The organism is Finegoldia sp. P2-F-LR (genome assembly GCF_052932265.1).
On the sequence record NZ_JBRFJF010000003.1, the window covers coordinates 57,170 to 71,799 of the forward strand.

Sequence of the window (14,630 nt, forward strand, 5' to 3'; positions counted from 1 at the left end):
TTCTTAATTTTGATTATTTTCATTTATGTAATAAGACTCTTTTTGTACAAAATTATTGTCCGTAATCAATTGTTCCCAGTGTGCTAAAGTTGGATTTCCCATTAATTTCCCAAAGTTTATATTTAGTCCATTTTTCTTCAACTTGCTAGCCACTTTCATAACTTTTATTGAAGTTATCCCTAACTCTTTCAAATTCACATTTTTGTCAATTGTTTCAATGTCAAGTTGTTCTTTCAAATATGATTCAAGTGATGAAATAATCTCGTTTTTATTTTTTATTAGTGTCATAATGCAACTCCTTATACATCTCTTTTAACCTATTTTTATCTATCTTTCCAACAGCAGTTAACGGAAATTCTTCTACGCATTCAACTACATCTGGCAGTTTATAACTTGCCAAACCCTCTTTTATTAAATATTTTCTGATATGATCTATAGGCATTGCCTCATCACTTAACATATAGAGGCATATTATTTCTTCTCCATTTTTATTTTTTATACCTACAATGCTTGCTTTTGAAATTCCGCCCATCTTAATTACGGTCTTCTCAATTTCCCTAGGTTCTATATTTTCTCCATTTTTTATAATTGTATCTTTTAATCTCCCTATTATATTGATGTTTCCATCTTTTGATAAAACAATCTTATCCCCTGTAATAAAGTAATTATCTTCGTTTACTACGGTTTCGTCCTCATTGTAATTGTAATATCCATATATAGTATATGGTCCTCTTGTTAATAATTGCCCAACTTCTCCAGGTTTTGTTGATTGATTGTTCGAATCAACAACTAATATTTCATCATATTTTGAAATTGGCTTGCCTTGAAAATTGTATCTTATATTTTCAGAATCGTTCACGTCTGTCATACATATCAAACCTTCTGCAAGACCAAAGCTTTGTTGAATTCTAACATTTAACGTATTTTCAAGCATCATAGCTTGCTTAGGCTCAAGTTTTGCAGCACCAACTATCATTAACTCCAGAGAACTAACATCACTTTCTAACAGCCCTACATATTCTAAAAACACCTCAATTAACGACGGAACTATTTGTATAGTATTAATTTTATTATTTTCGATTATGGGAACAAATTCATCAGGACTAGCCGTATTACTAATAAATACAGTTCCTCCATATGCCAAAGTCCCAAGTACCCCTGGACAGCAGAGCGTAAAATTATGTGCCATAGGCAATATTGCTAAAAACTTAGTGTTTAAATTGAATTCTGACTTTATTCCTGATTCTTTCGCCACATAGATATAATCACAATGTCTCCTTGGTATCAATTTGGGTATACCAGTTGTACCTCCTGATAAAAGTAATAAGCCTATTTCTTTATAGTCAACATCTATATGTTGATATATATAATCTTTATCATCAAGATTGTAAAAATTTTTATATCCTTGATTATCTCCAAGAATATAAACTTCAAAATCTATATTTAATTCTTCTCTTACTTCTCTAATCATATCAACATATGAAAAGCCAAGATATTTATCCTTAGCTATATATGCTATTGCCCCTGATTTTTCTAATATTCCCTTTATTTCATTTTTCCTATGAGCTGGAAGTGATAATACTGGAATCACACCAATCTTAAACATGGCAAAAAGGATAATAACAAATTCGTGACAATTAGGAAGTTGAAGAACGATTCTATCTCCCTTTTTAAATCCAGCTTTCAATAAACCATTGGCATAATGGCAAGCTTTTCTATTTAATTCTTGATATGAAAGTTCAACATCTCCATCTACTAAGGCAATTTTATCCCCATATTTTTTAGCACAATCTTCAATAAATTCTCCTAAGGTTATATGCGGCCACACTTGTTCATCATAAAATTTTTCTAATTTTTCTTTTAATTCAATGTTCATTAATTTTCCTCCGAGCATATTGCCCCGACATATTTGCCATCATAATTTAATGGCTGTAATCTACTTATTATATTGTTTTTATTATCGATAATTTCTATAACTTTATTTCCATAAGAAATTATTTCAATTTCTTTCAAATTTCTTATAAGACCAATCCCATCATATTTAAGATAGGCTTCTTTTGCAGTCCAATATCTATAGAAACTAATTATGTTGTTATCTATATTTATGATTTCATACTTAGTAAAACAGTTTTCTAATATATCCTTAAACTCAAATTTATAATTTATTTTTTCAACATCTACTCCTACTTCTCTTTTAAAAAAAGCTAACAGGACTAAGCCATCAGTATGTGAGATGTTAAACTTTAATCCTATAGTGTTTTCTAGGTAAGGCTTATTGTTTTTATCTCGTTTGACTATCAGATCATCAATTTCTTTTTCTAGTAAACATTTTAGGACTAAATTAAGTATTGCTCTTGATACTAGATAATTAATTTTTGCTATTTCTGATTTATAATCCTTTGATTTTATTATCTCCTCTTCAGTTAAGTAAGAAAGTAATTTTTCTTCTAATAATTTGTCTGTATAAGCCTTAATTAGTGTCAAATCATTATTAGATAATTTAGCTTTTAAATTTTCTAAGGTAAGAAAATCTTTAGTATTTCTTATCTCATATTCTTCAATTTTCATTTACTTTTATAAACTCTTTTATCTCTTTAATGACACTATCAGGAGATGTGTTGACAAACATATGCTTGCCATCTATATATCTATAAGTGAATTCTTTTGTGGTATAATCTTGCCATTTTATAAGTTCATCTAAGGTCATTTCTTGATCTTTATCTCCCATAAGACCTAGTATAGGTGATTCTAATTTCTCAAATTTTGTATCTTGATAGTCTTCATCTATTACAAAATCTGCCCTAAGTGTTGGCAAGAAAATGGAAATTAAATCCTTATTATCTAAAATTTCTTTTGGTGTTCCTTCATATCTTCTCAAGCCTTCTATAAATCCGTCATCGTCAAGATGATAAATTGGAAGAGGTTCTTTATATAATGGTGCTCGTCCTCCTGATATTATTATTCCTCTTGGATTTATGTAATCCGAATTTTTAATTCTTAATGCAAGTTCATAAACTATTTTTGTTCCCATACTATGTCCAAATAAATAATAAGGTTTTCTAAAATTAAAATTTTCTTTCATATCTTCAAATAAATTATCCACTAAGATGTTAATGTCACTTATAGCCTTTTCAGAAAACCTGTTTTCTCTTCCTGGATACTGGGCAACAAGTAATTTTATATCTTCAAACTCATCTTTCCATTTTCTAAAGGCAGACACTCCACCACCTGCAAACGGGAATATAAAAAGATTTGCTATTATATTATTTTCATTAATTTCTTTATTTAGTATTTCAAAGTTTTTTGACATAAATTCACCTTTTTATTTATTTTCTGTTAGCATTGGCTAACTCAAAATTATTATATACCATTTGATAGCTTTTATCAATAGCTTTGAGATGTTTTTAAAAATATAATTTTAAAAATAAAAATAGCATAGACATCTCATTATGCGAGTCATCTATGCTATTTACTATAAATTATAATCGAAATGTTTTTTTAATTTTTCAAAAGTTTCATCAGAAATAACATGCTCTATAAGACAAGCTTCGTCTTCAGCATTTTTTGCATCTATTCCAAGTCTTATAAATACGTCCGTCAAATATTTATGCCTTGTATACATTTTTCGCAAAATATTTTTGACTCCTCTGTTAAACGAATTATTTTATCTTCACCATAAATAATCAGCCCTTTATTTTCAAGTTTTTTTAGCATTCTTGTAACAGTAGGTCTTTTATATTCTAAGTAATTAGCAAGATCCATATTTCTTACTTCCTCTTTTTCCAAAGATAAAATATATATAGCTTCTAAATAATTTTCCTCTGCAAATTCCCTGTGTAGAATGGATTACCCCTCCCTTAAAAATAAAAATAATTACATCCAAATTTAGTAAATACGAAATTAAAGAACTTAAAAAATGATTTCCTTAATCTTTATACTATCTCATTATACTTATAAAAATCCTTATTTAAAAGTAAATTTTGCAATATTCCTCTAGATTTGTCATGTATTGTTTATTAACTTCACTTATACTATTAGTATATGAGCAAGCACAGTAAGTGCATATGCACTTACTAAAAATGGAATAAAAATACTACGAATATATCGCTTATTTTTTCCATTTTACTTGTTGGGGAATATCCCCAAACCCCTAAATTTATAATAATTAAATTCAGCAACAAACGCTTATAATAGCTTAAACGTAAACTTGAATATTATCTCAAAAAGTGATAAAATATCAATAATAAAAATTTAAATCAGGAGATTCCCAAACGAAATATATAGAATAAATTAAACCTGTAAGTCAAGTTATCCTACTTGAATTTACAGGTTTTTCTTTTTTATTTCGATTAATAAATTTATTAGTAAGAGGAACTTCAAGGAAGTTTACTACGAGCTCTATCTATATAATTATTATCACATAAGAAAGAGGGATTGAGAAAAAAATGTAGTATTTATTATTACAACTACAATATACGAGGAGGTTAAATTATGACAAGTAGATTTAGAAATAACGGAATCTATTTAATGTTATCTGATGAGGAGTTAGAATTGCTAAATGAAAAATATAAAGCATCTAAGTGTAAAACTCTTAGACAATTTATTATGAAATGTATTTTAGAAAAAGATATTTATGTATTAGATATGGATGTCTTTCGTGAAATGTCAACAAATATAAGTCGTACTTCAAATAATATAAATCAAATTACTAAAAGGGTAAATACTACATCAATTATATATAAAGATGATGTAGAAGATTTAAAAAGCTTATTAGAAAATCAGGCAAAAGATATTTTCTCTATACGTAAAAAAATATACTCTCTTACTAATTCTAATAGCATAAATACTGAGAAAAAATAATGGCAATTACTAAAATTCATCCTATAAAATCCACTTTAAAAGCAGCACTTGATTATATTATGAATAGTGATAAAACAGATGAAAAAATTCTAATTTCCTCCCTAAACTGTAACCCTATAACTGCTCATTTAGAATTTGAACAAACAAAAATAGAATGTAATTCTAAATCAAAAGTTTTAGCAAGACATTTAATTCAATCTTTTTTTCCTGGAGAAACTACTGCTGAAGAGGCTCATCAAATAGGCATAGAACTATGCGATAAAATCTTAAAAGGAAAGTATGAATATGTTCTTACTACCCATATAGATAAGGGACATATTCACAACCATATACTATTTAATAATGTTTCTTTTGAGACTGGTAAAGCATATCAAAGTAACAAAAAAACTTATCACCAAATTAGAAATCATAGTGATAATTTATGTAGAAAGTATAAGCTATCAGTTATAGATGAAGATTATGTAAAATTTAAGGAAAAGTATAAAACCAATGGTAAATCCTACAAAGAATATATTGAATTTAAGAAAGGAAAATCCTGGAAACATAAACTTCAAATCGCTATTGATCATACTATTAATAAAGCAAATAGCTATGAGAATTTCTTAAAGCTTATGGAAGAATATGGCTATGAAATTAAACTTGGAAAATATCTTTCTTTCAGGCATAAAAAACAAGGAGAAAAAGGGCGATTCATTCGTGCGAGAGAAACTACTCTTGGAAAAGATTATACAAAAGAGAAAATAAAAGAGAGAATTGAAAATAAGGTAAATGAAAATTACAAAAATAACAAAATTTGTTATGATAAAAAATCTTATAAGAAATTTGATAATATAATAGACACAGAAAGTAATGAAAAGGTTAAATCTTCTAAAGGTTATGAAATATGGGCAAGAAAGCATAACATGAATACTATGGCGAAGACCTTAAATCAGCTTAGAAAATACGGACTATCATCTAGTATGGATTTGGAAAATAAACTCCAAGAGGAGGCTATTAATAGGCAAGAAATCCTAAATGAAATAAAGGATATAGAAAAAGTTATGAGCGAAATTTACACAGCTATTGAAGACATTAACACTATAAAAATAAATAAGGTTATCTATAAAACCCATAAAGAAAATCCAAATGATAAAGATTTTTATAGTGAATATAAGCCTCAAATTATCGCATATGAAAAAGCAATAAATGCTTTAGAAAAGTGTCAATATAAAAATCTAAGTATAAAAGAGTTGTCAAAATTATATGATGAATACAAAAATAAAAAAGATATTCTTATGGATGACTACGCCAACGAGAATATATTGATAAATGAATTGACTCAATTAAGAAAGAATACTGATAAGTATATTTATAATGAATTGTATAAGTAAGGATCTATAAAAAAATGATAGGATAGTGTGGAAACTTTTCCACAGCCCCTTTCAAATATGAGCTCTCATTTTGCCTTTGCCAATAAAAATCGAGTAGGACTAAATATAACCCTCTCACACCATCGTACGTGCCATTAGACATACAAGTAGTTCAATGCAAATAATAATCAAAACAGCTTTAAAGTCCTCTCTTTTTGAGGATTTCTTTGTTTATATAGTACAATCCTGTTATGTTAGTTACAACTTAATAATAGTCGCCAAACCCCTAGGACTGTTTTCCATCTACAGTGGGACATTTAATTTTCTTTTAATCTTTTATAATGAATTCTCGTGTTCCCTAGCCTTCCAACTCTCTTTTCTTTTTCAGACTTCAAATCCAAAACATTTTAGCTTTGTTGGTTTAATAACTTTGAATTTTGTTGCATTTATTTTAATCCTAACTTCTTTTCTATACATTGGTTACTAAAACTATTACTCTATTTGCCACTACACTGTTTGCTACTGTTAGTATACTGTAATCTACATATCTAACCAACCTTAATATCATATTCATGTTCATCAAGTCAGGTCGTTCCTCTCTTCCACATATCTCCATGTGAAATTTCAGGATTGCTATGGAATTCGTCGACAAATACGCTATTTAGGAACTTTCACCCCAGTATTGGAACTTGCCCGTTATACAAAAAATTTTGATACTAATAATTTAGTTAATATCAAAATTTTAAATACCATTATATTTTAAAAAAACAATTAATACTAAACTTATAAAAATAGCACTAATAAAAGCTATCCAAAAAATAAATTTATCTACTTTAAACTTAGATTTAAATTTTTTTAAAGCTAAATTATATATTCCCACGCCCAATACACCACCTAATGTATTATTAATTATATCAGTTATATCAAATACTCCAATTGACAATGCGTACTGTAAAAACTCTATAGCTAAACTAAAGAAAAATACAAAAAGAATACTTTTTAAATTGTTTTTACGAAATAAAATAGATCTAATCATAATTCCCAAAGGTAAAAAAATGAGTATATTTGATACCATCTCATCAAAAATAACTTTAATATTAACTGTATTGTCATAATAAAATGGTAGTAAATTTATTTGTCGCTCAATCAATAAATTATTGATTGAAAATGTCATTTTAAATACTACAATAAAGATTAACCAAATTATATAGTATACAGTTAGCACTTTCATCCCAACTGAAATATATTGATTTTTCAATTTCATAATTAATTCCCCTTCAATCTATTAAAGTCACTTAAATTCCTTATTATACATTAACTTATATCTATTACAGTTTTCAATTAAATCATCGTGACTCCCATCACCTACTATTTTTCCATTATCCATCACAATAATTCTATCAGAATTCATCGCACATCTTATCCTATGGGTGATATATATAATAATCTTATCATTCGAATTATTTAAAATATTATCAAATATGATTTTTTCAGAAATTATGTCTAATGACGAGCTTGGCTCATCAAATAACAATAGACTTGATTTTCTATACATAGTTCGTGCTATTGCAATTTTTTGCCATTGTCCGCCTGAAAGTTCCTGCCCATTTTCAAACCAATTACCTACTACTTTATTAATATTATATTTACCATCATTTTTTAAAAATTTTGCATCAGCACTATTTAATGCTGTTAGAATCGAACAGTCGTCTTCATTTCTATCAATTTGCCCTAATATAATATTCTCTTTTATTGTCCCCTCATATTTCAAATAATCTTGAAATAATGAACTAATCTGTGTTCTATAAGATTCTATTTCAATATCATCAAATTTCATCCCATTAATTAAAAACACACCTGAATCTGGACTATACAATCCAGCTAAAATTTTTAGAAGTGTACTTTTTCCTGAACCATTTTCCCCAATTATTGCAATGGATTCTCCTTTTTTTATCTTTAAAGAAATGTCTTGCAGAGCTAAACTATTATCATCATAAGAAAAGTTTATATTAGATAACGATATTACATTAATGTCTTTTATTGATCTTAGTATAGTTTTTGTCTCTACTTTTAAATCGTCAGTTTTAAATTCAAGAAACTCTTTAAGTAAATTTATATATAAATTTGAATTAATAATATTGTATACACTGGTTCCTGTTTCATTTAGAGAACCTTGAAATATAACAATTGTGCTTATGTACACCATAGCAGTTCCAATTAAAAATTCTCCATTATACGTTTTAAATGCAAGTTCTTTAAAAATATATAAATTAATAAGAACTTGAAAAAAATTTATAACAATTATTAATAAAGCTTTCAATTTTTCAATGCTATTATTTTGATTAATAATAGTATCTGTAATTTCTTTATACTTACTAATAAAATAATTTTTTAACCTAAAAGTTTTTATCTCCTTAAAAGCAATATCGTGAGTTAATAAAAAAGAATAATACCAACTTTTCCTCTCTAAAGTACTTCTTCTATTTCTTATATTAAATTCTAATTTACCTATTTTTATTTCTCCAAACACTGATATTATGGTAACTGCAAACAAAAGAATAACCAAAAAATAATTCCATTTAATTAATACATACATAGCTATAATAGTTTGCGTTAAATTAAAAAGCAAATTAATAACTGACATCAATATTTCATATGGCTTTAATGTAGCATCTTGCTCTATTCTGTTCAAAATATCGTAAGTTTTATTATCTTCAAGTTTTTTTAAAGGCAAATCAGCACATTTTCCCATTACTTTCCTCATGGAAGAATAAGTAACTTCATTACTTAACCTTTGTAAATAGTAGTTTTTAATATTATCTACTATTACAGATATAAATTGTAAAGATAAATATATAAGTATAAGTATTATAATATTATCAAATCTAGTGGAATGAATTTGAATTATATTAATTATTGTTTGTCCTAATTTAAGAACTAAAAACGGAAAAACACCACTTACAATTGACAATATTATAGTAATCGCAAAAGAATTTTTATCTACTTCATAAATCATCTTGAATGCTATTTTTATACATTCAAGATGATTTATTTTATCCTTACCCATATATTTATCCTCTACTTCCCATTAAAATATTTATTGCTCTATTTTGTTATATGATTTTATACTTAGCAATAAATACAGAGCAATATTAATTAAAGCCATTATTACTAGAAACTTTGGAACCCATAAAATTTTACCTGGCAACTTAACAAATTCAAATTTTTGATACTGTTCAATTAAGCTATTTTCTGCAGTACCTAATCCCAAAGACGGCAAAAAATAAAATATTGATTTAAACTCAGTTTTTCCATACAATAATGATGGAATAAAAAATAAAGCACACGATATGGCTGTTGAAACCATAGAAACTTTTGAATTTATAGCGACAAATATTGACATCATTGAACTTGCAATAGTAAATAATATACTTAACAAAAATACACTTAATATAACTTTACCTATAGTTAAATTAGATATTGACAGTTGATTAAATAGTAACATTTGAAAAGATGAGTCTAAACCACTAGTGTAAATATATTTAATAGTGCCATAATAAATAGATATATTTAATATCAAATAAAGCGATATAATACTTGCTAAGGCAAGTATCTTGCTGCAAATATATTTATTTCTTCCATTTCTAGTTGTTCTAAAAATTGAATCTAGGTAATTTTCTTTATCTTCAACAATGCATTGTGATGAAATCAATATACATATTAATGATAATACTGTTACAAATATCATTACGAAAAATAGTGTATCTTCACTAAAATACCCTGCATAATAATATGGTTTATTAACCTCTTCATATTTTTTTAGAGCAAATTCTGTTATCTTGTCGTTGTTATATTTCTGTTCTATGTCTTTTTTCAACGCATCATTACAACTTTGATAAAAATTTAAATCTTTTTCTGTATCAAGTTCGTTTACATCAAGTAAACTTCCAGATGTTGTAATTGTATATGGGTATGTTATTACTCTTAATATAGGATCAAATTTCGATATATTTTTTTTAGCATCCTCTGATAAATTTTCTCTACTGTTTACATTTTCATTATTTAATATTTCTTTATAAGATTTTACTACTTTAGTTATTTTTTCTTCTGTCAAATAACCTATAGAATCTTTACTATCCTCATTAAAGTGTTCTATAGCCTCTTTACCAAAATAAGTAATTGTATCTCCAGAACTTATATCATCATATTGTATACTTACATAAGTAATAAATGATATCAAAAAAGTAAAAACTAAACCCATGCCCAAAAAGACTCTTACCGATTTTTTAAATAAAAATCTTTTAAGTTCCTGTATATATATATTCATAATCTATAAACTATACCTCCCTTACAGCTTTGACAAAGCAAACTAGTCTTATTATTTATAATTATTATAGAAGCCCACAAAATATAGACTAAAATTTCTATATATTGTGAGCCTCTATGATTCATCATTAATATGATGCTCTTGGAGTTTTTAAAGCGCGAACTCTGTTACCAGTTCTATATTCTCCTTTACCGCCACAACCACAGCCACAATGAATACAACTATCATTGTTGCCACGATATCCAGCAAAACCTGTTGAACACATGCATGCTTGTGGTTGAGCTCCACTGCCCGGATGTCTTCCTATAGGATTTATAAATTTCACATTCTCACCTCCTTCTCAATTATTTAAATATATATATACATATATACTTATCTAATTCATATCATTTTTACTGAAACTCAATTTCGTTAAATTCCTTGAGTACATCTGGATTTTCTTCCAATATCTCATGATATTTTATCAAGCTATCTAATAAATATTTTCTTTCACTTCTACAAGAATTATGTCTATAAGAAAAATGTGTGCCATATTGATCATAGCAATTTACATAACATAAAGTACATAAATTAATAGCCCAACAGTCTTTGCAATATTTGCTAGATTCTTTAATAAAATCATCAAAATATAATTCTTTTATTCTTTTTTCATCAAACCCTTTATGTACATTTCCTATCTCTGGAATATCTCCTACCTTTTCACAAATTTTGAAATTTCCGTCTACTGTAACATATATTCGTCTTTCTCCAGGGACACAACAACCATTCATCCCATATTTTTTAACAGGCTTTTCAGATAATAATCTTTTGTGTATAATCATCATAGCCTTATCTACATCAGCATCTGTAAATATTTCATTAGTATTATCTTTATTCCTTATTTTATTTTTTTCATCCCACGATAAAATTGGATCATAATAATCTTTTAAAATCATTCTTTCTTCATAAGATTGTGGTCTTGTATATATGCTTTCATGTGGTCCATAATCTATGGAAGATGTTAATATGTTTATATTCTTAGGCAACCAATCGCATTCATTTAAATAAACTTGTATCTTATCATACTTATTCTCATAATCAGGTCCTTCGATTACCATGTTTAAGGTAATGTTTTCTTTATTATTATATTTTTCTGCTGATCTCAATAAAATTTTTAATCCATTAATAGTTTTTTCAAAACTTCCCTCTCCAGTAACAAACAATCTATTTTTATTATGAAGTTCTTTATATCCATCTAAACTTACTATAATATTGAATTTATTCTTCATAATATAATCAGCAATTTCTTCATTCATTAAAGTAGCATTTGTTGTCATAGAATAAGTCATTTTATCAAATAACTTATTCGCATAATCTGTTGTTTTCTTTATAAGATCATAGTTTATTAAAGGTTCTCCACCATAAAATCCAATATGTCGTTCTTCAGAATTTTGTGAATGACTTTTCAAAAATTCTACAGCTTTTTTTGCAATTTCCCAATCCATATTCCTATGACCAAAAGCTCTATACTCAGGGTGAGATTCATTATAGATGCAATATTTACATCTTAAATTACATTTCTCTGTAACCTCTAAGGTAACATTTTGTATCTTATTATCTATTATCTCATCAATTTGTTCATAAGTTTTTCCAGTCAAACAATTAAATTTAGTTGCTGAGAGTATACTTTCTTTATTAATCGCATCTTTTATTTCACTTATAGCCTCACAAAATTCTTGTTCAGACATATCAAGTTTTATAAAATCCAAGAAATTTTCGCTCTCTAAAAATTTAGTTAAGACTTTATACACATTTTCATTTATTTGTGCTACTTTACCAGTACCACTATCATAATAGTAAAAATTATATTTTGTTTTAAATGTTTTGCCTAATCTCCCTGGATATTCTTCCTTACATAACTCTTTGTACTTATTTTCTAACTTTTCTTTTTCTAGGGTTATTAAGTCCATAATTACCTCCAATTTTTGAATACATCATTACTACTAAACTTGGTAAAATAATAATATATATTACAGCTGATATCATTATAAGACTTGATGAACTCATCCAATTTCCAAAAACATTTACAAAATTAAAATCAGCTATTTGATTTTGTAATGAATTGAGTAGTCCTACTCCTGAAGATGGAAAAATATAGTTTATAGCACTAATCATACCAATAGGAGAAATTATTGTTGGAAATACTGCTAATAAAATTGATTTCATTATGGATTCAACTTTTCTTTTACTTAATACAGAAATAATTAGTGTAGCAAGAATGGTTGAAATCAATATGATACTATTACAAATAAGCATATATTTATTAAACTGTCCAAAGTTCCAATTATGCAAACTTAAAGCACTAAACATCATCTGAACAGAAGTCTTTTTATACTCTGTTCCAAAAGCATAGTCTAATATAGAGCCTTGTATGAAGTTTCCTAAGAGCAAAGTTAATACCGAAATCGTAAGTATTGCTAGGATTTTATAGATGGCAAACTTTCTTCTGCCATATTTAGTTGTTTTAAATATATAATCTAAATCATTCTCACTATCTGACGAGAATATTGGAGCTGCTACTACAACCATTAAAATTATTATTATCGTATTATAAAATCCTCTATAATCATTTGCATCTGTACTATAATATCCATAATATTCATATGGAGTTTTTATTTTACCCAGTTCTTTTTCAGATTTTTCTATAATTTGATTCTGAGCTTTATTAGGATATTCATTTTCAATTACTTTATTTAGATAATCAAATACTTTATTGTAAAAATATTTGGTATCATTGATATCTATGCTTAAAACTGGAGGAAGGTTATTACTTTGAGAATCAGTGAATACTTCATTTACTTTCTTACTTATATGTTCTATAGGCATAAGCTTCTTTGTATTAATTTCAGGTTTTAATTCAGACCTATCAGTAACATTATATTCTCTTAGTATTTCTCTATATTTTTTTGTGCCATTATAAATTAAATCTTCTGTTATCTTTCCTGAATAAGGCTCTTTAGCTTTTTTAATATATTCTATTGCTTCTTTTCCTTTTAAATTTTTTACTTTATCTCCTTCTCCATAGGTAATTTTTGTAAAATTAATTGGAGCTATGGAAAGCAATATAGCAAGTAGTAATGAAAACAATATTATAATTTGATTTGATCTTATTGATAAAATCCTCTTTATCTCATTTAAGTAAATTTTCATTTTAATTCACCTTAAAACTTCTATCTTCTGGAAAGACCCATAAATAGAAGTCTTCTAGATGAGCTTTTGTTAATTTAGAATTATTTAAAACATCATCTTTATCTGATATGTATCTAATGAGTACGTTTCCATCATCTTGTTGTTTTACATTAACAACATTCAATTGTGTTTCTTTTTCTGCATATTCTCTATTTGATATAGATGCTTCGTATACCTTATTCTTAATTTTAGATATCAGTTCATCAGTTGTTCCAGAATATACAAATTTACCATCTTTCATAATTAAATTTGATGTTGATATATATTCAATATCAGAGACTATATGAGTCGAAAGCAAAACTATTTTATTTTTTGATATTTCCGTGATAAAATTTCTTAATTTTATTCTCTCACCAGGATCAAGTCCTGCTGTTGGTTCATCTAAAATTAATATTTTAGGATCATTTAAAATAGCTTGACATATTCCTACTCTCCTTCTCATTCCTCCTGAAAGCTTTACTACTTTTTTGTACTTGACATCAGATAAGTTTAATACTTCTAGGAGTTTATCAATCATTTCTTCTGTTTTGCTCTTGTCTATACCTTTTAAAGCAGCTACATATTGTAAAAATGAATTTACAGTAAACTCTGGAGCACAAATAAATTCTTGAGGTAAAAACCCTAACAAATTCCTATATTCTTCTCCTAATTTGTTGATTCTTTCCCCATTATATAAAATTTCGCCTTGACTCGGTATACTAATTCCAGTGATCATTTTAATTAAAGTTGTTTTCCCAGCACCATTTGCACCTAAGAGTCCCCAAACACCTGGACATAACGTAGCTGATGCATTATCAACCGCTAATTTATCTTTAAATTTCTTACTTACATTTTTAATCTCTAATTCCACTAAACTACCTCCCTTA

Annotated in this window: 15 protein-coding genes; 2 read left to right on the forward strand and 13 right to left on the reverse strand. The window is 26.9% G+C overall.

All coding sequences use genetic code 11. The features are described 5' to 3' along the window. Nucleotides 1-3: 3 nt before the first annotated feature. The 6 genes from ACU68W_RS02600 to ACU68W_RS02625 all read right to left on the reverse strand — a co-directional run bounded on the left by ACU68W_RS02600 (nucleotide 4) and on the right by ACU68W_RS02625 (nucleotide 3,762). A complete protein-coding gene (locus tag ACU68W_RS02600; protein ID WP_446756062.1) occupies nucleotides 4-288 on the reverse strand; it encodes a phosphopantetheine-binding protein in 285 nt (94 codons plus the stop codon). Then, the gene (locus tag ACU68W_RS02605; protein ID WP_446756063.1) at nucleotides 269-1,876 is read right to left on the reverse strand and encodes an AMP-binding protein; all 1,608 of its coding nucleotides are present in this window, start codon (nucleotides 1,874-1,876) and stop codon (nucleotides 269-271) included. The genes ACU68W_RS02600 and ACU68W_RS02605 overlap by 20 nt, the downstream gene beginning before the upstream one ends. Next, entirely contained in the window at nucleotides 1,876-2,568 is a 693-nt protein-coding gene (locus ACU68W_RS02610) for a 4'-phosphopantetheinyl transferase family protein (protein WP_035112354.1), read from the reverse strand. The genes ACU68W_RS02605 and ACU68W_RS02610 overlap by 1 nt, the downstream gene beginning before the upstream one ends. Further along, nucleotides 2,558-3,310, reverse strand: a complete 753-nt coding sequence (locus tag ACU68W_RS02615) for a thioesterase II family protein (RefSeq protein WP_446756064.1) — start codon at nucleotides 3,308-3,310, stop codon at nucleotides 2,558-2,560. Before ACU68W_RS02615 ends, ACU68W_RS02610 begins: the two co-directional genes overlap by 11 nt. A gap of 162 nt (nucleotides 3,311-3,472) precedes the next feature. Continuing rightward, the gene (locus ACU68W_RS02620; RefSeq protein ID WP_005956652.1) at nucleotides 3,473-3,622 is read right to left on the reverse strand and encodes an iron dependent repressor, metal binding and dimerization domain protein; all 150 of its coding nucleotides are present in this window, start codon (nucleotides 3,620-3,622) and stop codon (nucleotides 3,473-3,475) included. After that, nucleotides 3,598-3,762 carry a helix-turn-helix domain-containing protein gene (locus ACU68W_RS02625; protein ID WP_446756065.1) on the reverse strand — a complete coding sequence of 55 codons (165 nt, stop codon included), beginning with the start codon at nucleotides 3,760-3,762 and terminating at the stop codon, nucleotides 3,598-3,600. The genes ACU68W_RS02620 and ACU68W_RS02625 overlap by 25 nt, the downstream gene beginning before the upstream one ends. A 729-nt stretch (nucleotides 3,763-4,491) precedes the next feature. On the opposite strand from ACU68W_RS02625, the gene ACU68W_RS02630 reads away from it, so the two are divergent. Next, the gene (locus ACU68W_RS02630) at nucleotides 4,492-4,860 is read left to right on the forward strand and encodes a plasmid mobilization protein (protein ID WP_446756066.1); all 369 of its coding nucleotides are present in this window, start codon (nucleotides 4,492-4,494) and stop codon (nucleotides 4,858-4,860) included. Further along, nucleotides 4,860-6,230: a relaxase/mobilization nuclease domain-containing protein gene (locus tag ACU68W_RS02635; RefSeq protein ID WP_446756067.1), complete on the forward strand. Its 1,371-nt coding sequence runs from the start codon at nucleotides 4,860-4,862 to the stop codon at nucleotides 6,228-6,230. Before ACU68W_RS02630 ends, ACU68W_RS02635 begins: the two co-directional genes overlap by 1 nt. Nucleotides 6,231-6,951: 721 nt before the next feature. On the opposite strand, the gene ACU68W_RS02640 is transcribed toward ACU68W_RS02635, so the two are convergent. The 7 genes from ACU68W_RS02640 to ACU68W_RS02670 all read right to left on the reverse strand — a co-directional run bounded on the left by ACU68W_RS02640 (nucleotide 6,952) and on the right by ACU68W_RS02670 (nucleotide 14,614). Further along, a complete protein-coding gene (locus ACU68W_RS02640; RefSeq protein ID WP_004812176.1) occupies nucleotides 6,952-7,473 on the reverse strand; it encodes a VanZ family protein in 522 nt (173 codons plus the stop codon). A 27-nt stretch (nucleotides 7,474-7,500) separates the two neighbouring features. Beyond that, complete coding sequence (locus tag ACU68W_RS02645; protein ID WP_022620836.1) at nucleotides 7,501-9,276, reverse strand: ABC transporter ATP-binding protein; 1,776 nt, start codon at nucleotides 9,274-9,276, stop codon at nucleotides 7,501-7,503. 30 nt (nucleotides 9,277-9,306) lie between these two features. After that, on the reverse strand, nucleotides 9,307-10,536 hold the full coding sequence (locus ACU68W_RS02650) for an ABC transporter permease (RefSeq protein ID WP_022620837.1): 1,230 nt from the start codon (nucleotides 10,534-10,536) through the stop codon (nucleotides 9,307-9,309). 127 nt (nucleotides 10,537-10,663) lie between these two features. Further along, nucleotides 10,664-10,861: an Apre_1838 family putative sactipeptide bacteriocin gene (locus ACU68W_RS02655; protein WP_022620838.1), complete on the reverse strand. Its 198-nt coding sequence runs from the start codon at nucleotides 10,859-10,861 to the stop codon at nucleotides 10,664-10,666. A 67-nt stretch (nucleotides 10,862-10,928) separates the two neighbouring features. Then, nucleotides 10,929-12,485 (reverse strand): radical SAM protein, encoded by a 1,557-nt coding sequence (locus ACU68W_RS02660; RefSeq protein ID WP_022620839.1) that lies wholly within the window; start codon nucleotides 12,483-12,485, stop codon nucleotides 10,929-10,931. Then, entirely contained in the window at nucleotides 12,445-13,725 is a 1,281-nt protein-coding gene (locus ACU68W_RS02665; protein WP_446756068.1) for an ABC transporter permease, read from the reverse strand. Before ACU68W_RS02665 ends, ACU68W_RS02660 begins: the two co-directional genes overlap by 41 nt. Nucleotide 13,726: 1 nt before the next feature. Continuing rightward, nucleotides 13,727-14,614, reverse strand: coding sequence for an ABC transporter ATP-binding protein (locus tag ACU68W_RS02670; RefSeq protein WP_004818904.1), 888 nt, complete (start codon nucleotides 14,612-14,614; stop codon nucleotides 13,727-13,729). Between the last annotated feature and the right edge of the window lie 16 nt (nucleotides 14,615-14,630).